The following is a 21,815-nucleotide window of genomic DNA, read 5'->3' as shown; positions in this document are numbered from 1 at the left end:
GGTCACATCGCGGAACGGGATGTTCTCAAAAAACCATTGGATTGTTCCAGCTAAATATCAAAAGTTGTACACATAAATACTATTTGGCTGCTATGGCGCAGTTTTTGTGGTGCGCACCTTGATGGCGAGTGGATTTGTGGCGAGGGGATTTATCCCCGTTGGGTGGCGAAGCCGCCCCCAGCGTTCTGGCAGATAAACCGAATTGGCGGGGCTTACGACTGCTGCGTAGCCGGACGGGGATAAATCCCCTCGCCACAAATTGATACCCAAACCCGAACCCAAACCCAGGCACAGTTTTTCAGCAAGGCAGGTCGGGTCGGGCTGAATTGACGTGCTTGCCTATACTTGCCCTTCTATAACAAAAGTCATGACAAGAGGGCGGCGCCATGGACCATCTCGTACTCACCGTGTTCGCCCCGGACAAGCCCGGGCAGGTCGAGCGCATTGCCCAATGCATTGCCGACCATGGCGGAAACTGGCTGGAAAGCCGGATGTCGCGGATGGCCGGGCAGTTCGCCGGGATTCTCCGGGTGGGCGTGCCGGCGGAGGCTTACGACGAATTAGTCGATTCCCTACAAGCCTTGTCGACGCATGGCATTCGCGTGCTGATTGCCGAAAGCGGTATCGAACAGTCCTGTACCTGGAAACCGATCGCCATGGAACTGGTAGGCAACGACCGGCCGGGGATTGTGCGCGACATCACGCGGCTGTTGAGCGAGCAGGGCGTCAACCTCGAACGGCTGGTGACTGAGGTGCGTCCGGCACCGATGAGCAGCGAGCCGCTGTTTCACGCCGAGGCGATTCTCGCGGTGCCGCTGACCTTGTCGCTCGACGTCTTGCAGTCACGCCTGGAAACCCTGGCCGATGATCTAATGGTCGAGTTGGTGTTACGCACAGACCTTTGAACACCGTCCGGGTTATCCAGTTTTAACGTGCACCTGCCTGTGGATAACCTGTAGAGACCAGCCGCAGCGCCATACAGGCCGTGGCTTTGCGCTAATTGATCAAAAAACCGACAACATTCAGTGACTTGCACACAAACGGCGGGGATCACGCTGTGGATAACCTTGGGAAGGAACGTTGCAGGCCACGAGAACCGTAGCCTGCAGAGGTTTGTACGTTTTCTGATCAGGCGCGGCGACGCAAACTGATCACGGCGTCGACGCTGTAAACGGCCAGACCGGCCCAGATGAAGATGAATGCGATCAGTGTGCTGGACGACAAGTGTTCACCGAACAGCAGCACCGCTTGCAACAGCACCAGTGTCGGTGCGAGGTATTGCAGGAAGCCGATCGTGGTGTAAGGCAAGTGTCGCGTGGCGGCGTTGAAGCACACCAACGGAACCAAGGTGACCGGCCCGGCGGCTACCAGCCACCACGCTTGCGACGTGGTCCAGAACTCGGGTTGTGCGCTGGTCGCGGTCTGGTTGAAGAGCAGCCAGGCAATGGCAATCGGCACCAGCATCCAGGTTTCCACCACCAGCCCCGGCAACGCCTTGACCGGCGCCTGCTTGCGGATCAGGCCGTAGAAGCCGAAGGTCAACGCCAGCACTAGCGACACCCACGGCAAGCTGCCGACCTGCCACACCTGCTGCGCCACGCCCACCGCCGCCAAGGCGACTGCGACCCACTGCATCCGCCGCAGACGCTCGCCAAGAAGCAACATCCCCAACAGCACGTTGACCAGCGGGTTGATGTAGTAACCGAGGCTGGCTTCGAGCATGCGCCCGTTGTTCACCGACCACACATAAGTCAGCCAGTTGGCGGCGATCAACGTGCCGCTCAACGCGAGGATCGCCAGGCGTTTCGGGTTGTCGAGCAGTTCGCGCAACCAGCCCGGGTGCTTCCACACCATCAGCAACAGCGCGCCGAACAACGCCGACCACAACACCCGGTGGATGATGATCTCGACCGCCGGAACCTCGGCAATGGCTTTGAAATAGATCGGGAACAGGCCCCAGATGATGTAGGCACTCAGGCCCAGAATGTACCCGCGACGCGGGTTGGCGGCTTGCATGCAGAATCCTTGCTCAGGCAGCTGACAAAGGGGGGATTGTAAGGAGGTTGTATAGATGTGTCGTGTCAGAAAGCGAAAAGATCGCAGCCTGCGGCAGCTCCTGCAGGGATATGCATTCCAAGGTAGGAGCTGCCGAAGGCTGCGATCTTTTGATCTTTGATTTTGATCAGAAGAGTTTCAGTGGCTCTTCATTCAGTGCGGACAGTTGCTCGCGCAACGCCAACACCTGATCGCCCCAGTAACGTTCAGTACCGAACCACGGAAAACTGTGCGGAAACGCCGGGTCATCCCAACGCCGTGCCAGCCAAGCGCTGTAATGCATCAGGCGCAGCGCGCGCAACGGTTCGATCAGCGCCAGTTCGCGCGGGTCGAAATCGTGGAATTCGTTGTAGCCGTCCATCAACTCAGACAGTTGCCCGAGGCATTCCTGACGGTCGCCGGCGAGCATCATCCAGATGTCCTGCACGGCCGGGCCCATGCGGCAGTCGTCGAGGTCGACGATGTGGAACATCTCGTCACGGCACATCATGTTGCCGGGGTGGCAGTCGCCGTGCATGCGGATGTTCTGGTGCGGGGTGTTGGCGTAGGCATCTTCGACGCGCTTGAGCAGGTCGCGGGCGACGGACTCGTAGGCCGGCAGCAGGCTCTTGGGGATGAAGTTGCCTTCGAGCAAGGTGTTCAGCGAGGCGTGGCCGAAGTTCTGCACGGCGAGGGCTTCGCGGTGTTCGAACGGCTTGGTCGCGCCGACCGCGTGAATGCGCCCGAGCAACTGGCCGAGGCGGTACAGCTGATCGAGATTGCCCGGCTCCGGCGCCCGGCCGCCACGACGCGGGAACAAGGTGAAGCGGAAACCGGCGTGTTCGTGCAGGGTTTCGCCGTTGTGGATCATTGGTGCAACCACCGGGATGTCGACGTCGGCCAGCTCGAAGGTGAACTTGTGCTCTTCGAGGATGGCTTCGTTGGTCCAGCGTTGCGGGCGGTAGAACTTGGCGATCAGCGGTTCGGAGTCTTCGATGCCGACCTGATAGACGCGGTTCTCGTAGCTGTTGAGCGCCAGAATGCGCGCATCACTGAGGAAGCCAATGCTTTCAACGGCATCGAGGACGAGGTCGGGTGTGAGGGTTTCAAACGGGTGGGCCATGCTGACTCCTGCGCGCAGCAGGCTGCCGCGTCCGGCCCAGCATGGTAGCGCAGATGGCAGCGGGGGAGGTGGTTGGTGTCTGGTTGAACCTCTTCGCGAGCAGGCTCGCTCCCACAGGATCTTCAGTGTGCCCACTATCTCATGCACACGGATGATCCAATGTGGGAGCGAGCCTGCTCGCGAAGGCGGTTTATCAGGCGCCGACGATCCCGCCATCCTCACGGGTAATCGCCATCACCGAGGAGCGTGGTTTGCCATTCGGCAAATGCTCAGGGAACGTCGAACCGCCGTTCTCCCCCGGATGCTGAATCCCGACAAACAGGGTCTTCTGATCCGGCGAGAAGCTGATCCCGGTAACTTCACAACCAATCGGCCCGACCATGAAGCGGCGAATTTCACCGGTCTTCGGATCGGCGCAGAGCATCTGGTTATTGCCCATCCCGGCAAAGTCCCCGGCGTTGCTGGAGTCGCCATCAGTGAGAATCCACAAGCGTCCGGCCTTGTCGAAGCCCAAACCATCGGGGCTGTTGAACATGTTCTGCGCGGTGATGTTTTTCGAGCCGCCCTTCGGCGTCCCGGCGTGCACACCCGGGTTGCCGGCGACCACAAACAGATCCCAGGCAAACGTCTTCGCCGCGTGATCGTCGCGATCAGTGCGCCAGCGCAGGATCTGCCCGTAAACGTTCTTTTCGCGAGGGTTCGGTCCGCCCACCGGTTGCCCGTCTTCGCCGCGCTTGGCGTTGTTGGTCAGGGTGCAATAAACCTGGCCATCCTTGGGGCTGACGACGATCCATTCCGGGCGGTCCATACGCGTGGCGCCAACGACACTGGCGGCGAGGCGCGCGAGAATCAGCACTTCGGCCTGGTCGGCAAAACCGCTGCTGGCGTCGATGCCGTTCTTGCCGTGGGTCAGTTCGATCCACTGGCCCTGGCCTTTCGGGTGATCGGGGTTGCTGTCGCCGTTGTCGAACTTGGCCACGTACAAGGTGCCGTGATCGAGAATGTCGCGGTTGGCTTTCGGGTTGCGATGGTTGATGCGGTCACGGCTGACGAATTTGTAGATGAACTCGCCACGCTCGTCGTCGCCCATGTACACCACGGCGCGACCGTCGTCGGTCTCGGCGAGTGCGGCGTTTTCATGTTTGAAACGACCCAGCGCCGTACGCTTGACCGGGGTCGATTGCGGGTCGAACGGATCGATCTCGACCACCCAGCCGTGACGGTTGAGTTCGTTGGGGTTCTTCGCCATGTCGAAGCGCGGGTCATACGGATGCCAGTTGATCTCGCGGCTGGCGGCCGACACACCGTAGCGCTTCTGCGCCGGATCGAACGGCTGCTGGGCGTTGCTGCTGCCGAAGCAGTCGGTGAAGTTTTCTTCGCAGGTCAGGTAAGTGCCCCACGGGGTTTTACCGTTGGCGCAGTTCTGGAAGGTGCCGAGGACTTGTTTGCCGTGTTTGTCGGCGGCAGTTTTCATCAAGGCGTGACCGGCAGCGGGGCCGCCGATGCGCAGCGGTGAGTTGCCGTGGATACGGCGGTTGTAACGCGAGCCTTGAACGAACTGCCACTGGCCGTTCTTGCGCTGCACCTCGATCACCGAAACGCCTTCGCAGGCCAGCGCCTTGCGTACGTCCTCGGCCGATTTCGGCATGCCACCGTGCGGGTAGAGATAGCGGTAGTTGGTGTATTCGTTGTTGATCGCCATCAACGCGCGGTTGCGGTCGTCGGGGAAAGCGAACAGGCTCATGCCGTCATTGTTGTCGCCGAACTGCACTTCCTGTGCGGCGGCGGTGCCGTTGCCGCTCGGGTCGAACGCCGGACCGTTTTTGTGCAACGGTTGGCCCCAACTGATCAGCACCGAGGATTTGTAGCCTTTGGGCAGGCTGATCACGTCAGTGGTCGCCGCCGGAATGCTTTCGAAACCGAGCAAGCGGCTGTTACCGGCACTGATGCCGGTGGCCAGCGCACTGCGGCTCAGCAGGCTGCCACCGAGGAACATCGCCGCGCCGCACAGCGCACCGGCGCCGATGAAACCGCGACGGCTGAGGCCGACCATTTTTTCCAGGTCAGTCGATTGGTTTTCTTCTAATAGGCTCACATCAGGCTCCCTGCTTGGTTTTGGCAGCCACCTTAATGAGCGTCGATGACGCTTTCGTTGCAGCGCCTGACTACAGCGGAGTACCGATCAGCACGTTGGACGCTGAAAACTGCACCTGCACCGGTTGTTCAACGGTCAGACCACGGGTGCGCAAGTCCAGCGGCTCGGCCAGGGCGCAGAGGGTATGGCCGTTGGGCAGGGTAATGCGCACTTCGCTGGGGCCGTCCTCGGCATCGAGAATGGCTTCGATAGTGCCCTTCAGAAGATTGTGACCAGACGTTGCAGGTTGCTCGACGGTCAGCAGTTCGAGCCAGCCCGCCTTGATCAACGCCACCACTTCGGTGCCGGACTGCAGTTCCAAGTGCACGGTGCTGTCGTGGGTAATCTGCGCGTCGAGGTGCAGGCCTTCAGCCAGTTCGAGGCGGATCAGGTCATTGCGGCCCTGACTGTCAATCGCCACGACCTTGCCGTGCAACTGATTGCGCGCGCTGGTTCGGAGCATCAGCCGACCAAGCAGGTCAAGATCGCTAGCGTCTTCTGCCGCTTCCAGCACCTGCGCCTGCAAGGCTTGCAGCTTTTGATACAGGCGCAACACCCGTTCGCCTTCGCTGGAAAGTTTTGCGCCGCCGCCGCCCTTGCCGCCGACGGCGCGTTCGACCAGCGGTTTCTGCGCGAGATTGTTCAGCTCATCGATGGCGTCCCACGCCGCTTTGTAACTCAGGCCTGCGCTTTTTGCCGCGCGGGTGATCGAACCCTGTTCGGCGATGTGTTGCAGCAGGGCGATGCGCTGCGGACGGCGGACGATGTGCTGGGACAACAGGGAAGGCATGGACATGAATGGGGTGCTTTTTAGCTGTGGCGGTGGGGAGTGAAGTTGGCCGCTTGCAACGCGAGAGTCAAGCCAAACGAAATCCCCTGTAGGAGCTGCGGCACGCTGCGATCTTTTGATCTTGTTTTTGAAGATCAAAAGATCGCAGCGTGCCGCAGCTCCTACGGGGGTTATGTGTTGGCCTCAGGTTCCGGGTTTTGGTGTGCGGGCGAGGCAGTAGACGTCAACTCTTGCTGCGCCAGCTTTCATTAACAATCGGGCCAACGCTTGGGCGGTGGCGCCGGTCGTCAGCACATCATCGATCAACGCCAGATGTCGGCCCTTTACCTGTGCATCGGGATTGAGGCTGAAGGCTTGCAGCAGATTGCGTTTACGCGCCTTGGCGTCGAGATCCTGCTGCGCGCTGGTGTTATGAACCCTGTCTAGAACATCTTCCTCGCAAGGTAAATCCAGCGACTTGCCCAGCCAACGCGCCAACAGCGCCGCTTGATTGAAACCGCGCTGACGCAAGCGTTGTTTCGCCAGTGGCACCGGCAACAACGCATCCGGCCTTGGCAAACCCTCTTCGAAGCGATGTTGCAGGTATTCCCCGAGAACGTCGGCGAGCAGGTGGCCAAACGGCCATTTCGCGTTGTGTTTAAATCGTGTAATCAAACTGTCGAGCGGGAAGCCATACAGCCACGGCACGACCACCTGTTCGAACGCCGGCGGCTCTAGCAGGCACTCGCTACACGTGAGTCCCGCTGCGGTCTGCGGCAAAGCGCAGGTGACGCAATGCTCGCCAAGCCACGGCAGATCGGTTTCGCAGGCGACGCAGATTGGCAATTCTGCGTCTGCTGGCTCATCGCACAACAAACAGGTCTGTACGTTTTTTAAACAGATGTAAACCGACTCTTTGCATGGTGGTTGACAGCGCATGTCTCTTCCTTAAATATGCCGAACATCCGTGTAGCGCCTGTGGGTATTCCATTTCCGCAGTCGCGAGCCAAGCATAACCAAGGAATTACCCATGAGCGCGAGCACCACCGCCACCCTGCGTCACGACTGGTCTCTGGCCGAAGTCAGAGCACTCTTCGTACAGCCTTTCAACGACTTGCTGTTCCAGGCGCAAACGGTGCACCGCGCACATTTCAACGCCAACCGCGTGCAGGTTTCGACCCTGCTGTCGATCAAGACCGGCGCCTGTCCGGAAGACTGCAAGTACTGCCCGCAGTCCGGTCACTACAACACTGGCCTTGAAAAAGAAAAGCTGATGGAAGTGCAGAAAGTCCTCGAAGAGGCGGCACGTGCCAAGGCGATCGGCTCGACGCGGTTCTGCATGGGTGCGGCGTGGAAACATCCGTCGGCGAAAGACATGCCGTACGTGCTGAAGATGGTCGAAGGCGTGAAAGCCATGGGCCTGGAAACCTGCATGACCCTCGGTCGTCTCGATCAGGATCAGACCGAAGCACTGGCCAAGGCTGGTCTCGATTACTACAACCACAACCTCGACACCTCGCCGGAGTTCTACGGCAGCATCATCACCACCCGTACTTACAGCGAGCGTCTGCAAACGCTGGCCTACGTGCGTGAGTCGGGGATGAAGATCTGCTCCGGCGGTATTCTCGGCATGGGCGAATCGCTGGATGACCGCGCCAATCTGCTGATCCAGTTGGCCAACCTGCCGGAACACCCGGAGTCGGTGCCGATCAACATGCTGGTGAAAGTCGCCGGCACGCCGCTGGAAAACGCCGAAGACATCGACCCGTTCGACTTCATCCGCATGCTCGCCGTGGCGCGCATCCTCATGCCGCAATCCCACGTGCGTCTGTCCGCTGGCCGCGAAGCGATGAACGAGCAGATGCAGGCCCTGGCCTTCTTCGCCGGTGCCAACTCGATTTTCTACGGCGACAAACTGCTGACCACCGCAAACCCGCAGGCCGACAAGGACATGCAGTTGTTCGCGCGCCTGGGCATCCAGCCGGAAGCGCGTGAAGAGCATTCCGACGAAGTTCATCAAGCCGCGATCGAGCAGGCGCTGGTCGAGCAGAAAAGCAGCGAGCAGTTCTACAACGCCGCCGTCTAACCGCCCCATGCATCCCATGTAGGAGCTGCCGCAGGCTGCGATCTTTTGATCTTGTCTGTTAAAAAACAAGATCAAAAGATCGCAGCCTGCGGCAGCTCCTACAGAGTTGTTTTTTACTGTCGAGGCCTGCATGTCTTTCGATCTCGCCGCACGCCTTGCTGCCCGTCGTGCTGAAAATCTGTATCGCCAGCGACCGCTGCTCGAGTCTCCGCAGGGGCCGCACGTGGTGGTCGATGGTCAGCCGTTGCTCGCCTTCTGCAACAACGATTACCTCGGTCTGGCCAATCATCCGCAAGTTATCGAAGCGTGGCGCGCCGGCGCCGAACGCTGGGGTGTCGGCGGCGGTGCGTCGCATTTGGTGATTGGTCACAGCGGCCCGCATCACGCGCTTGAAGAAGCACTGGCCGACCTCACCGGTCGCCCACGCGCGCTGCTGTTCACCACCGGTTACATGGCCAATCTCGGCGCCGTCACGGCGCTGGTCGGGCAGGGCGATACGGTGCTGGAAGACCGTCTCAATCACGCCTCGTTGCTGGATGCCGGCCTGCTGTCCGGCGCGCGTTTCAATCGTTATCTGCACAACGACGCGGTGAGCCTGGCCAAGCGCCTGGAGAAAGCCACCGGCAATACGCTGGTGGTCACCGATGGCGTGTTCAGCATGGACGGCGACCTCGCTGATCTGCCGGCGTTGGCCCGCGAGGCCAAGGCCAAAGGCGCGTGGCTGATGGTCGACGATGCTCACGGTTTCGGCCCGTTGGGTGCCAACGGCGGCGGGATCGTCGAGCATTTCGGTTTGAGTCAGGAGGATGTGCCGGTTCTGGTCGGCACCCTCGGCAAAGCGTTCGGCACGGCGGGTGCTTTTGTTGCCGGAAGCGAGGAACTGATCGAGAGTCTGATCCAGTTCGCCCGCCCGTACATCTACACCACCAGCCAACCGCCGGCACTGGCGTGTGCAACGCTGAAAAGTCTGGAATTACTGCGTTCCGAGCATTGGCGGCGCGAGCATCTTAATCTGCTGATCGGTCAATTTCGCCAAGGGGCCGAGCAGATCGGACTGCAACTCATGGACAGCTTCACCCCGATTCAACCGATCATGATTGGTGATGCCGGGCGCGCCGTACGCCTGTCGCAAATGCTCCGCGAGCGCGGCTTGCTGGTCACGGCAATCCGCCCGCCTACCGTGCCCGCTGGCAGCGCACGACTGCGGGTGACCCTGACCGCTGCCCACAGCGAGGCGCAGGTGCAGCTATTGTTGGAAGGACTGGCCGATTGCTTTGCCCACTTGTCGCCGGAGCCAAGCCATGCGTGATCGCCTGATTCTGCTGCCTGGCTGGGGCCTCGGTGTTTCGCCGATGGAGCCTTTGGCCGCCGCATTGCAAGGCCTCGATGAGCATCTGAAGGTTGAAATCGAGCCGTTGCCGGAGATCGATTCCAGCGACTTGCAGGACTGGCTGGATGAACTCGATGAACGCATTCCTCAGGATGTCTGGCTCGGTGGCTGGTCGTTGGGCGGCATGCTCGCGTCGGAGTTGGCGGCGCGCCGTGGCGAACGTTGCTGCGGGTTGCTGACGCTGGCGAGCAATCCTGCGTTTGTCGCCCATGAACAGTGGCCGAACGCGATGCCCGCCGAGACTTTCGACGCGTTTCTCGCCGGTTGCCAGGCCGATCCGCGCATGACCCTCAAGCGTTTCTCGCTGCTGTGTGCCCAGGGCGCAGATGACGCGCGCGGCTTGTCGCGGCTGATGCTCGGCGGCGCACCGCACACCACGCCCGCGTCGTTGATGGCGGGACTGGAATTGCTCGCGCAACTGGACACTCGCGAAGCGTTGCAAGCGTTTCGTGGGCCGCAGTTTCATCTGTTTGCCGGCCTCGACGGGCTGGTACCTGCGGAGGCGGCGGGGGCCTTGTTCAGCCTGTTGCCGGATATCGAAATTGGCCTGATCGAACAGGCCAGCCATGCGTTTCTTCTGGAGGACCCCCACGGAGTGGCCGGTGCGATCCAGGCTTTTTTACATGAGTGCGGTGATGACTGATTTGTCTATTGTTGCGCTGCCTGGCGGCTTGCCTGACAAGCGTCAGGTCGCGGCTTCTTTTTCTCGCGCGGCGGCCAGTTATGACAGCGTCGCCGAGTTGCAACGTGATGTCGGTACACAGTTGATCCAGCGTTTGCCGCAGGAGTTCGTGCCTGCGCGTTGGCTGGATCTGGGTTGTGGCACGGGTTATTTCACTCGCGCGTTGGCTTCGCGGTTGGCCGGGAGCCACGGGCTGGCGCTGGACATCGCCGAGGGCATGCTCAATCACGCGCGTCCATTGGGTGGCGCTGAGTATTTCATTGCTGGCGATGCCGAACGGCTGCCGTTGCAGGATTCGACCTGCGATTTGATCTTTTCCAGCCTCGCGGTGCAGTGGTGTGCGGATTTCGATGCGGTGCTCAGCGAAGCCTTTCGCGTGCTGAAACCGGGCGGGATTTTCGCATTTGCTAGTCTTTGTGTAGGGACGTTGTTTGAGTTGCGCGATAGCTGGCGGCAGGTCGACGGGCTGGTGCACGTCAACCGCTTCCGCGAGTTCGCCCGTTATGAGCAGTTGTGTGCAGCCAGTGGCTTGCGCACGCTGAGTCTGGAGAATCAGGCGCATGTGCTGCATTACCCGGATGTGCGCAGTCTGACCCACGAATTGAAAGCCTTGGGTGCGCACAATCTGAATCCCGGGCGGCCGGGCGGGTTGACCGGGCGTGCACGGATTCTCGGGCTGGTCGAAGCTTACGAGCAGTTCCGTGAGGCGTCGGGATTGCCAGCGACTTATCAGGTGGTCTACGCCGTGTTGGAGAAACCCGTATGAGCACAGCCTATTTCATTACCGGAACGGACACTGATGTCGGCAAGACCACCGTCGCCGCCGGATTGCTGCATGCGGCACGATCCGCCGGGCTGAGTACGGCGGCGGGCAAGCCGGTCGCTTCCGGGTGCGAAGTGACGCCGAAGGGGTTGCGAAATTCCGATGCGCTGGCGTTGCTGGCCGAATGTTCGTTGCCGCTGAGTTATCAACAGGTCAATCCGGTTGCCTTTGAGCCTGCAATCGCTCCGCATCTGGCGGCGCGCGAGGCGGGTGTGGCGTTGACGGTGCAATCGTTGCTGGCACCGATGCGCGAGATTTTGGCGATGAATGCCGATTTCACCTTGATTGAGGGCGCGGGTGGCTGGCGGGTGCCGCTGGCGGATCAGGATAATTTGTCCGACCTGGCAATTGCGCTGAAGCTGCCGGTGATTCTGGTAGTGGGGGTGAGGTTGGGGTGCATCAGCCATGCCTTGCTGACCGCTGAGGCGATCGCCCGCGATGGTCTGCAGTTGGCGGGGTGGGTGGCGAATATCATCGATCCGAAGACATCGCGGCTGGAGGAAAACCTCGCGACATTGGCCGAGCGGATTCCGGCGCCGTGTCTTGGGCGCGTACCGAAACTGAAAGCGTTGAGTGCCGAGGCGGTGGCGGATCATCTGCAACTGGATTTGCTCGACTAAGCTTTTCTCTATGGGCAGGCACTGTGCCATTAGTGTTTTTGACGGGTGTTTTTCTGACGCCTCTGCTTCAATGGCGACTATTGATCCTTCCCAAGGATGAGAACCGTTATGGAAATCTCCGGTAACACAGCTTTTTATGCGGGTTTGAGCACCATTCAGACCGGGCAGAACCGCGTCGATCAAGCTGCCAGCCAGATCGCCAACAACACCATTGAGCGTTCGGTCACCAGCCAATCTTCGGAAGCACAGATTGATCGTCTGCGTGGCGTGGATCGCAGCCAGCAAATGGACCTGGGCAGTGACATGGTGCAGATGGCCCAAGGCAAGTTCCAAGTAGAGCTGGGCGCGAAAGTCGCCAAGGCATCCGACGAAGTGCTCGGTACGATCATCGATACTTTCGCCTGAGTTTTTCGCCGTCCGCCTGTTGAACGCCGCGCCTTGTCGCGGCGTTTTTCGTTGTAAGTCCTTCTCCCTCAACTAATCTTTTTTCAGCGCCCGTGGCTCGTTCGAGTCCATGGCGGTTCGCTGCGTCCGCCGTTTGAAAGAGGCGGGGACGAACGGCAAAACATCGATGCTTGACAAGATTTCGGCGTAAACGTATGTTTCAAACAACTGTTTGACCGTCACAACAAATCAACACGGTCGTTCATTCCCGGTTACATCAGCAGAGGTTTATCGCTATGCCTGACTACAAGGCCCCCTTGCGTGATATTCGCTTCGTTCGTGACGAGCTGCTCGGCTACGAAGCGCACTATCAGAGCCTTCCGGCTTGCGCAGACGCAACTCCGGACATGGTTGACGCCATTCTCGAAGAAGGCGCCAAGTTTTGTGAGCAGGTACTGGCACCGCTGAACCGCGTGGGCGACCTCGAAGGTTGCACCTGGAGCGAGTCCGGCGTGAAAACCCCGACGGGCTTCAAAGAGGCTTACAAGCAATTCGTCGAAGGCGGCTGGCCAAGCCTGGCGCACGACGTTGAGCACGGCGGCCAAGGCCTGCCGGAGTCGCTGGGTCTGGCCGTGAGTGAAATGGTTGGCGAAGCCAACTGGTCGTGGGGCATGTACCCAGGCCTGTCGCACGGCGCGATGAACACCATCTCCGAGCACGGCACTCCTGAGCAGCAAGAAGCCTATCTGACCAAACTGGTTTCCGGCGAATGGACCGGCACCATGTGCCTGACCGAACCGCACTGCGGCACCGACCTGGGCATGCTGCGCACCAAGGCCGAACCTCAGGCCGACGGTTCCTACAAAGTCTCCGGCACCAAGATCTTCATCTCGGCCGGTGAACACGACATGGCCGACAACATCGTCCACATCGTGCTGGCTCGCCTGCCGGACGCACCGGCTGGCACCAAAGGCATCTCGCTGTTCATCGTTCCCAAGTTCATGCCGAATGCTGACGGCAGCATCGGTGAGCGCAACGCAGTGACCTGTGGTTCGCTGGAACACAAGATGGGTATCCACGGCAACGCCACCTGCGTGATGAACTTCGACGGTGCTACCGGTTTCCTGATCGGCCCGGCGAACAAAGGCCTGAACTGCATGTTCACCTTTATGAACACCGCACGTCTGGGTACCGCGCTGCAAGGCCTGGCCCACGCCGAAATCGGTTTCCAGGGTGGCCTGAAATACGCTCGCGATCGTCTGCAAATGCGCTCGCTGACTGGCCCGAAAGCGCCGGAAAAAGCCGCTGACCCGATCATCGTTCACCCTGACGTTCGCCGCATGCTGTTGACCATGAAGGCTTTCGCCGAAGGCAACCGCGCGATGGTGTACTTCACCGCCAAACAGGTCGACATCGTCAAATACGGCGTCGATGAAGAAGAGAAGAAGAAAGCCGACGCACTGCTGGCCTTCATGACCCCGATCGCCAAAGCGTTCATGACCGAAGTCGGTTTCGAATCCGCTAACCACGGCGTACAGATCTACGGCGGCCACGGCTTCATCGCCGAGTGGGGCATGGAGCAGAACGTTCGCGACAGCCGTATTTCGATGCTGTACGAAGGCACCACCGGTATCCAGGCGCTCGACCTGCTCGGCCGTAAAGTGCTGATGACTCAAGGCGAGGCCCTGAAAGGCTTCACCAAGATCGTCCACAAGTTCTGCCAGACCAACGAAGGCAACGAAGCCGTTGCAGAATTCGTTGCACCGCTGGCTGCGATCAATAAGGAATGGGGCGAGCTGACCATGAAGGTCGGTATGGCCGCGATGAAAGATCGCGAAGAAGTCGGCGCGGCCTCCGTGGACTACCTGATGTACTCCGGTTATGCCTGCCTGGCTTACTTCTGGGCCGACATGGCGCGTCTGGCCGCTGAAAAGCTGGCAGAAGGCACCGGCGACGCAGCGTTCTACACCGCCAAACTGCAAACCGCGCGCTTCTACTTCCAGCGCATCCTGCCGCGTACCCGTACTCACGTGGTCACCATGCTGTCGGGCGCCAACAACCTGATGGACATGAAAGAAGAAGACTTCGCACTGGGCTACTAAGCCTTAACGCGGTCGCTTGAAAAAACCGCTGCGCCTTCGGGTGCAGCGGTTTTTTTTCGCGTTGGATTTTTCCCCAATTCCGGGGGCGATTCCCCAGCAGAAACGGTGGCTGCCAGCGCGCGGCCCCCGCGTTTATTGATGCAAAATGTTTCTACAAGAGCTGGCCAATTAATTGCACTGCGCAGATTAACCGGCGCTCACGAGAAATCCTCTGCTGTTCCACGACGCCTCTCGCCCGGCAAAACTCATAACAACAACCGTCAGGGTGAAGCACATGAACATCTGCCGACTTGTCTGGTTAGCCCTTGCATTTGCGGCCTCTGGCGCGATGGCCGCGACGCCCGCCGAAGTAGATCCGCCCGTGCCGGAAGTGCCGAGCCTGCAATCGCTGCGTGGCATGGTGCCGCCCGATCCCGCCGGGACAGAAGGCGGACGCAAAGTCGACTTGATGACCGACTACGTGCTCAACCGCTCCGCCGCGATCCTGCTGGGCAAGGCGCTGTTCTGGGACATGGAAGTCGGCAGCGATGGCGCTACCGCTTGCGCGTCCTGCCACTACCACGCGGGCGTCGATCACCGCATCACCAACCAGCTCAACCCCGGTCAGGCGCACACCAACGCCAACGTCGCCTCGATCTTCAACAAACCTTTCGTAGCGTCGGACATTCCCGGGGACGTAGCGTCCTACGCGACACTGTCTGGCGGCAAGGGCGGGCCGAACTACACACTGAAGAAAACCGACTTCCCGACTCACGTGCTGAGCAATCCTCTGGAGCGCAATTCGCCAATCGTTTATTCGAGCGATGATGTCGTCGGCTCGCAAGGCGTGTTCGACGCCAATTTCGTCAAACCCAACCAGCCGCGTTTCGACAAATGCACCCAGCAACCGGACGGCATTTTCCAGGTCGGTGGCATCAACGTACGGCGCAGCACCGGGCGTAATGCGCCGTCGGTAATCAACGCCGCGTTCAATGTGCGTAACTTCTGGGATGGCCGCGCGAATAACGTGTTCAACGGATTTTCGCCGTTCGGCAATCGTGATCCTGATGCAGGGATTTACGTGACCGCCGAGCGCAGCACCGTGGCGACCAAAGTCAGGCTGGTGCTCAACGATGCCTCCGCCGCGTCGCAAGCGGTGGGCCCGCCCGGCAGCGCGGTGGAAATGTCCTGCGGCGGCCGCACCTTTGCCGACATCGGCCGGCGCATGCTCGATCAGTTGATGCTCAAGCAACAACGGATTTCCTCCAATGACTCTGTACTCGCCTCGGTATCCGGCGCGCGGCGTCCGACCTATCGTGAACTGATCAAGAACGCCTTCCAGCCACGCCTGTGGAACGCCACGCAAAATGTGCTGGTGGGCGGTGCGCCGTATACGCAGATGGAGGCCAATTTCCCGCTGTTCTTCGGATTGGCGATTCAGATGTACGAATCGACACTGATCTCCGATCAGGCGCCGATCGATGCCTACCTGCAAGGCGATTCAACGGCGATGAACGCGCAACAGGTCGAAGGCATGAACCTGTTTCTCGGCAAAGGCAAATGCGTCAGTTGCCATGGCGGCGCGGAGCTGACCAACGCTGCCAGCCGCCTGTTGATGCATCCGCGTGAGCGCATCGAACGCATGGTCATGGCCGACAACCTCACCACCCTTTACGACAACGGCTTCTACAACACCGGCGTGCGGCCGACATCTGAAGACCTGGCCCTCGGTGGCTCGGATGCTTGGGGCAACCCGTGGTCGTTCAGCCGGCAGTACAACAAGCTGTTGCAGGGTGGCAGCATTCCCGATCCGCTGGACGTCGATGTCTGCACCTTCGAGGCACCGCTGAGCGCAGCGATTCCGTGCGACGCTACGCTCAAACCCAACGTCAACTTCCGCGATTCGGTCGACGGTGCCTTCAAGACTCCAACCCTGCGCAACATCGCCCTGACCGGGCCGTACTTCCACAACGGAAGCCGCGCGACGCTCAAGCAAGTGATGGAATTCTACAACCGTGGCGGCGACCGCCGTGGTGAGGATGCCAACAACACCAGCGGTTTCGAACACCCAGCGGTGAACCAGCACAACACTTCGAACCTCGACCCGGACATGACCAGCCTCAACCTGACCCCGGACGAGATCGATGCACTGGTGAAATTCATGGAAGTCGGCCTGACCGATCCCCGCGTGGCCTGGGAGCGGGCGCCGTTCGATCACCCATCGCTGGTCATCCCGCAGGGCCATATCGGCGATGAAAACGCCGTGACCCAGCGCCCGGCCAGTCCGAAGGTCACGACTCGTCAGGCAGCGGATGCATCGCTCAATCTCAAGCCTTACGGTGCCGAAGGACGGAGCCCGGCGGAGGGGCCGCTGCTGCCGTTTTACAACGATCTTTGAGGGGAATTTCCCAGCCTGGCCACCATTGATGGTGGCCAGCGGCTGGTCGAAGGCAAAAAACTTGGCAAATCGCTCAGATAGTCAGGTTTTCTGCCGTTAAAGAGACTGCGTGTGATCTGGATCACATTGTGTGTGCTTAACTGCATGCATTGCAGGCACAATGCCATCTCTTTGCCATGACGGGTCGGAGCTTTACCCTTGCCGCGTTCTTCCGCTGTACGTTTCAGCCATTTCCTACCTTCACTGCTGTTGTTACTCGCGGGGTTGGCGGCTGCGTACGTCAAAGACCTCAACGTGTTCTTCACTTCTTTGTTCAACGTGTTGCCGACTCTGGTTCTGCTGCTGGGTGGCGCTTACTGCGCGGTTTACCGTCGCCAACGTGAACTGTTTCTGATGCTCACGGTGTATATCGCCTATTTTTTGCTCGACACCCAGACCGACTATTACCGTGACAACGGCAAGGTGCGCGAAGACGCCGCGGTGGTGTTTCATCTGGTCTGCCTGCTGCTGCCGTTGTTGTTCGGCCTCTTCGCCGCGTGGCAGGAGCGCACGCACCTGTTTCAGGACATGGTTGCGCGGTTTGCCGTGTTGCTGGCATTCGGCAGTGTCGCGCTGGGACTTGAGCAAAGTTATCCCCAGGCGCTGCTGATCTGGCTGTCAGAGATACGCTGGCCGGCGCTGCACGGTGCATGGATGAGCCTGATCCAGCTGTCCTATCCGGTGTTTATCTCGGCATTCCTGCTCTTGGCCTGGCAATACTGGCGCAACCCGCGCCCCTTGCACGCGGCGCAACTGGTCGGCTTGCTCGGTGTGTTCTGGATGCTGCCGAAAACCTTCATCCTGCCGTTCACCCTGAACATCATGTGCAGCCAGGTAATGTTGATGATCGCGGCGGCCGTGGCGCACGAGGCTTATCAAATGGCCTTCCGCGACGAACTCACCGGCCTGCCGGGACGCCGCGCACTCAACGAACGAATGCAGCGCCTCGGGCGCAACTATGTGCTGGCGATGAGCGACGTCGACCACTTCAAGAAATTCAACGACACCCACGGCCACGATGTCGGTGACCAAGTGTTGCGTCTGGTCGCCAGCAAACTGTCGAAAATCAGCGGTGGCGGTAGGGCATATCGCTATGGCGGCGAGGAATTTGCCTTGGTGTTCGCAGGCAAAACCCTTGAGGAATGCATGCCGCATCTGGAAGTGATCCGCGAGTCGATCGCTTCCTACAACATCCAGCTGCGCAATCAGGAAAACCGTCCGCAGGATGACCAGCAAGGTCGTCAGCGTCGTGCCGGTTCCGGCGCATCAAGTGTGTCGGTGACGGTGAGCATCGGCGTCGCCGAACGTCTGGAACAACGAACGCCAGAGCAAGTCCTCAAATCTGCCGACGAGGCGCTCTACAGTGCCAAGGGCGCAGGGCGCAACTGCGTGGTCGCGTTCGGTCAGAACCGCCGTGGCGCCGTACGCATGGACGCTGCTGCGGGTTGAGTGATGACGGCGCATTCAGCGTCTGCACAGTGATTGTGAGGCGTGGTGGCCGGCAGTAGTTTGAGGAAATCTGCTGACGGAGAAGCCACCATGCCCGAGTACAAAGCCCCCCTGCGCGACATGCGTTTTCTGATTGACCACGTCTTCGACTTCCACACCAACTACGCCGCGCTCGGCGCCGACGATGCCAGCCCGGACATGATCAACGCGATCCTCGAAGAAGGCGCGAAGTTCTGTGAGAACGTGCTGGCACCGCTCAATCGCAGCGGTGACGAAGAAGGCTGCCATTTCGACAACGGCGTGGTGACAACGCCTACAGGCTTCAAGCAAGCGTTCGCACAATATGTCGAAGGTGGCTGGCACGGTCTGGCAGCAGATCCGGTGTATGGCGGCCAAGGCTTGCCGAGTTCGCTGGGGCTGGTGATCAGCGAAATGGTCGGTTCCAGCAACACGTCCTGGGGCATGTACCCGGGCCTGACCCACGGCGCGATGTCGGCGATCCACGCGCATGGCACCGCTGCACAGAAAGAAACCTATCTGAGCAGACTCACCGCCGGCCAGTGGACCGGCACCATGTGCCTGACTGAAGCCCATTGCGGCACCGACCTGGGCATCATCAAGACCCGCGCCGTGCCCCAGGCCGACGGCAGTTACGCGGTCACCGGCAGCAAGATTTTCATCTCCGCCGGCGAGCATGACATGAGCGACAACATCATCCATCTGGTGCTGGCGAAACTGCCGGACGCGCCGGCCGGCACCAAAGGCATTTCACTGTTTATCGTGCCGAAGTTCTTGCCGGACACGGCGGGCGAAGCGGGCGAGCGCAACGGCGTGTCCTGCGGTTCAATCGAGCACAAGATGGGCATCAAGGCCTCGGCCACCTGCGTGCTCAACTTCGACGGTGCCACGGGTTACCTGATCGGCGAGCCGAACAAGGGCCTCAATTGCATGTTCACCATGATGAACCACGCACGGCTCGGTACCGGCATGCAGGGTTTGTGTCTGGGCGAGGCAAGTTTTCAGGGCGCGATCAAATACGCCAACGATCGTTTGCAGATGCGCTCGCTGACGGGCGCCAAAGCCCCGGACAAAGCCGCCGACCCGATCATCGTCCACCCGGATGTGCGGCGCATGCTGCTGACCATGAAAGCCTTCAACGAAGGCAATCGCGCACTGACCTACTTCACTGCGCAACTGCTCGATGTCGCACACCTGAGCAGCGATGCCGAGGCGCGTCAGGAGGCTGAAGACCTGTTGGCGTTCCTCACGCCGATCTGCAAAGCGTTCATGACCGATACCGGGCTGGAAGTGACCAACCATGGCATGCAGGTGTTTGGCGGCCACGGTTTTATTCGCGAATGGGGCATGGAGCAATTGGTGCGCGATTGCCGGATTGCGCCGATCTACGAGGGCACCAACGGCATTCAGGCGCTGGACCTGCTCGGGCGCAAAGTGCTCGGCAGTCAGGGCAAGTTGCTGCGCGGGTTTACCAAGATCGTGCATAAGTTCTGTGCGGCCAACGCTGAGCATCCGCAGCTGGGCAGTTTCGTTGCGCAGCTCAATGTGCTGAATCAACAGTGGGGTGAGCTGACCATGAAGGTCGGCATGGCGGCGATGAAGAATCCGGATGAAGTGGGCGCGGCGTCGGTGGATTACCTGATGTACAGCGGTTACATCATTCTCGGTTATCTGTGGTTGCGCATGGCGTTGGTAGCCCAGGCGCAACTGGAGGCGGGCGAAGGGGAGGCGGACTATCTGCGTGGGAAATTGGCGACGTGCGAGTTTTACTTCAAGCGACTGTTGCCGCGTACGGCGGCGCATCGGGCGGCGATTGAGGCGGGGAGTGATTGTTTGATGAAGTTGCCTGCGGAGGTGTTTGCGCTTTAAGGACGATCTTTTTTTGGTGACTAAAAATAACAAATCAGTCACCGGTTGACCCTATGTGTCGCAAAAGTTGTTGAGGTACACTCGGGCTCAGAAAACATCATTCCACGAATCACCGTTTAGATCTTGCGAGGTTTGCCATGGCTGACTACAAAGCGCCGCTGCGCGATATGCGCTTCGTCCTCAATGAAGTGTTCGAGGTCGCCAAACTCTGGGCCGAACTGCCGGCTCTGGCCGACACCGTCGACGCCGAAACCGTTGAAGCGATTCTCGAAGAGGCCGGCAAGGTCACCAGCAAAAGCATCGCGCCCTTGAGCCGTGCCGCTGACGAAGAAGGTTGTCATTGGGCTGACGGCGCCGTCACTACTCCGGCCGGTTTCCCACAGGCCTATCAGACTTACGCCGAAGGCGGTTGGGTCGGCGTCGGCGGTGATCCCGAATATGGCGGCATGGGCATGCCCAAAGCCGTATCGGCGCAGGTTGAAGAAATGGTCAACTCCGCCAGCCTGTCCTTCGGTCTGTATCCGATGCTGACTGCCGGCGCCTGCCTGTCGATCAACGCCCACGCCAGCGAAGAGCTGAAAGCCGCGTACCTGCCGAACATGTACGCCGGCATCTGGGCCGGTTCGATGTGCCTGACTGAACCGCACGCCGGCACCGATCTGGGGATCATCCGTACCAAGGCCGAACCTCAGGCCGACGGTTCCTACAAAGTCAGCGGCACCAAGATCTTCATCACCGGTGGCGAACACGACCTCACCGAAAACATCATTCACCTGGTGCTGGCGAAACTGCCGGACGCCCCGGCGGGTCCGAAAGGCATTTCGCTGTTCCTGGTGCCGAAGTTCATGGTCAATGCCGACGGCAGTCTGGGCGCGCGCAACCCGGCGAACTGCGGTTCGATCGAACACAAGATGGGTATCCAGGCTTCCGCGACCTGCGTGATGAACTTCGACGAAGCCGTGGGTTATCTGGTCGGCGAGCCGAACAAAGGCCTCAACGCGATGTTCACCATGATGAACTACGAGCGTCTGGGCGTCGGCATCCAAGGCCTGGCGACCGGCGAGCGCTCGTATCAGAACGCCGTTGAATACGCCCGCGACCGTCTGCAAAGCCGTTCGCCGACCGGCGCGCAGAACAAAGACAAAGTCGCTGACCCGATCATCGTCCACCCGGACGTGCGTCGCATGCTGCTGACCATGAAAGCCTCGAACGAAGGCGGCCGCGCGTTCTCCACCTACGTGGCGATGCAACTCGACACCGCCAAGTTCAGCGAAGACGCCGCGACCCGCAAGCGTGCGGAAGATCTGGTGGCATTGCTGACGCCGGTGGCCAAAGCATTCCTTACCGATCTGGGTCTGGAAACCACCGTGCACGGCCAGCAGATTTTCGGCGGCCACGGCTACATCCGCGAATGGGGCCAGGAGCAACTGGTGCGCGACGTGCGCATCACCCAGATCTACGAAGGCACCAACGGCATTCAGGCGCTGGACCTGGTCGGTCGCAAGATCGTCGGTAGTGGCGGCGCGTTCTACAAGCTGTTCGCTGATGAGATCCGCCACTTCACCGCGACCGCCAGTACCGATCTTGGCGAATTCACCAAACCGCTGAACGATGCCGTCGGCACCCTCGACGAGCTGACCTCGTGGCTGCTGGATCGGGCGAAAAACAACCCGAACGAAATCGGCGCGGCTTCGGTCGAATATCTGCAAGCGTTCGGCTACGTTTCCTACGCGTACATGTGGGCACTGATGGCCAAGGCTTCGCTGGGCAAAGAAGCGCAGGACGATTTCTACGCCAGCAAGCTCGGCACTGCACGGTTCTACTTCGCCCGTCTGCTGCCGCGCATTCACTCGTTGAGCGCGTCGGTGAAGGCCGGCAGCGAGTCGTTGTTCCTGCTGGATGCAGCGCAATTCTGA

The 21,815-nt window shown here is 60.2% G+C and carries 17 protein-coding genes; 12 read left to right on the top strand and 5 right to left on the bottom strand.

Annotation, left to right across the window (positions count from 1 at the left end; all coding sequences use genetic code 11):
- Positions 1-386: 386 nt before the first annotated feature.
- Positions 387-905 (top strand): glycine cleavage system protein R, encoded by a 519-nt coding sequence (locus C2E19_RS27155; protein WP_129395799.1) that lies wholly within the window; start codon positions 387-389, stop codon positions 903-905.
- Positions 906-1,128: 223 nt separating this feature from the next.
- Here the strand turns inward: C2E19_RS27155 and rarD are convergent, their stop codons facing one another.
- From rarD to C2E19_RS27130, 5 genes are all read right to left on the bottom strand, one after another.
- On the bottom strand, positions 1,129-2,016 hold the full coding sequence (gene rarD, locus C2E19_RS27150) for an EamA family transporter RarD (protein WP_129395798.1): 888 nt from the start codon (positions 2,014-2,016) through the stop codon (positions 1,129-1,131).
- Between the two features lie 166 nt (positions 2,017-2,182).
- Positions 2,183-3,157, bottom strand: coding sequence for a serine/threonine protein kinase (locus C2E19_RS27145; RefSeq protein ID WP_008083831.1), 975 nt, complete (start codon positions 3,155-3,157; stop codon positions 2,183-2,185).
- Between the two features lie 193 nt (positions 3,158-3,350).
- On the bottom strand, positions 3,351-5,252 hold the full coding sequence (locus C2E19_RS27140) for a PhoX family phosphatase (RefSeq protein ID WP_129395797.1): 1,902 nt from the start codon (positions 5,250-5,252) through the stop codon (positions 3,351-3,353).
- A 70-nt stretch (positions 5,253-5,322) separates the two neighbouring features.
- Entirely contained in the window at positions 5,323-6,087 is a 765-nt protein-coding gene (locus C2E19_RS27135; RefSeq protein WP_129395796.1) for a TOBE domain-containing protein, read from the bottom strand.
- Between the two features lie 177 nt (positions 6,088-6,264).
- Complete coding sequence (locus C2E19_RS27130) at positions 6,265-6,999, bottom strand: ComF family protein (protein ID WP_129395795.1); 735 nt, start codon at positions 6,997-6,999, stop codon at positions 6,265-6,267.
- Positions 7,000-7,090: 91 nt separating this feature from the next.
- Here C2E19_RS27130 and bioB point away from each other — a divergent pair, with 91 nt between their 5' ends.
- The 11 genes from bioB to C2E19_RS27075 all read left to right on the top strand — a co-directional run bounded on the left by bioB (position 7,091) and on the right by C2E19_RS27075 (position 21,815).
- Entirely contained in the window at positions 7,091-8,146 is a 1,056-nt protein-coding gene (bioB, locus tag C2E19_RS27125) for a biotin synthase BioB (protein WP_129395794.1), read from the top strand.
- A gap of 130 nt (positions 8,147-8,276) precedes the next feature.
- Positions 8,277-9,455, top strand: coding sequence for an 8-amino-7-oxononanoate synthase (gene bioF, locus C2E19_RS27120; RefSeq protein ID WP_129395793.1), 1,179 nt, complete (start codon positions 8,277-8,279; stop codon positions 9,453-9,455).
- On the top strand, positions 9,448-10,179 hold the full coding sequence (locus tag C2E19_RS27115; RefSeq protein WP_129395792.1) for an alpha/beta fold hydrolase: 732 nt from the start codon (positions 9,448-9,450) through the stop codon (positions 10,177-10,179). Before bioF ends, C2E19_RS27115 begins: the two co-directional genes overlap by 8 nt.
- Positions 10,172-10,984: a malonyl-ACP O-methyltransferase BioC gene (gene bioC / locus C2E19_RS27110; protein ID WP_129395791.1), complete on the top strand. Its 813-nt coding sequence runs from the start codon at positions 10,172-10,174 to the stop codon at positions 10,982-10,984. The genes C2E19_RS27115 and bioC overlap by 8 nt, the downstream gene beginning before the upstream one ends.
- Positions 10,981-11,661: a dethiobiotin synthase gene (gene bioD / locus C2E19_RS27105; RefSeq protein ID WP_129395790.1), complete on the top strand. Its 681-nt coding sequence runs from the start codon at positions 10,981-10,983 to the stop codon at positions 11,659-11,661. Before bioC ends, bioD begins: the two co-directional genes overlap by 4 nt.
- 108 nt (positions 11,662-11,769) lie before the next feature.
- Positions 11,770-12,066 carry a pyrroloquinoline quinone biosynthesis protein PqqE gene (locus C2E19_RS27100; RefSeq protein WP_129395789.1) on the top strand — a complete coding sequence of 99 codons (297 nt, stop codon included), beginning with the start codon at positions 11,770-11,772 and terminating at the stop codon, positions 12,064-12,066.
- A 275-nt stretch (positions 12,067-12,341) separates the two neighbouring features.
- Positions 12,342-14,147 (top strand): phenylacyl-CoA dehydrogenase, encoded by a 1,806-nt coding sequence (locus C2E19_RS27095; RefSeq protein WP_129395788.1) that lies wholly within the window; start codon positions 12,342-12,344, stop codon positions 14,145-14,147.
- A gap of 274 nt (positions 14,148-14,421) precedes the next feature.
- Complete coding sequence (locus tag C2E19_RS27090; protein ID WP_129395787.1) at positions 14,422-16,524, top strand: cytochrome-c peroxidase; 2,103 nt, start codon at positions 14,422-14,424, stop codon at positions 16,522-16,524.
- A gap of 198 nt (positions 16,525-16,722) precedes the next feature.
- Positions 16,723-18,012, top strand: a complete 1,290-nt coding sequence (locus C2E19_RS27085) for a GGDEF domain-containing protein (RefSeq protein WP_129395786.1) — start codon at positions 16,723-16,725, stop codon at positions 18,010-18,012.
- A 90-nt stretch (positions 18,013-18,102) separates the two neighbouring features.
- On the top strand, positions 18,103-19,899 hold the full coding sequence (locus tag C2E19_RS27080; protein WP_129395785.1) for an acyl-CoA dehydrogenase C-terminal domain-containing protein: 1,797 nt from the start codon (positions 18,103-18,105) through the stop codon (positions 19,897-19,899).
- A gap of 137 nt (positions 19,900-20,036) precedes the next feature.
- Positions 20,037-21,815, top strand: a complete 1,779-nt coding sequence (locus C2E19_RS27075) for an acyl-CoA dehydrogenase C-terminal domain-containing protein (RefSeq protein ID WP_129395784.1) — start codon at positions 20,037-20,039, stop codon at positions 21,813-21,815.

The sequence above is a fragment of the Pseudomonas sp. DTU12.3 genome, assembly GCF_004124275.1.
Lineage (GTDB): Bacteria > Pseudomonadota > Gammaproteobacteria > Pseudomonadales > Pseudomonadaceae > Aquipseudomonas > Aquipseudomonas helmanticensis.
The sequence above is the reverse complement of the archived record's forward strand: the minus strand, read 5'-3'. Positions and strand labels throughout refer to the sequence as shown.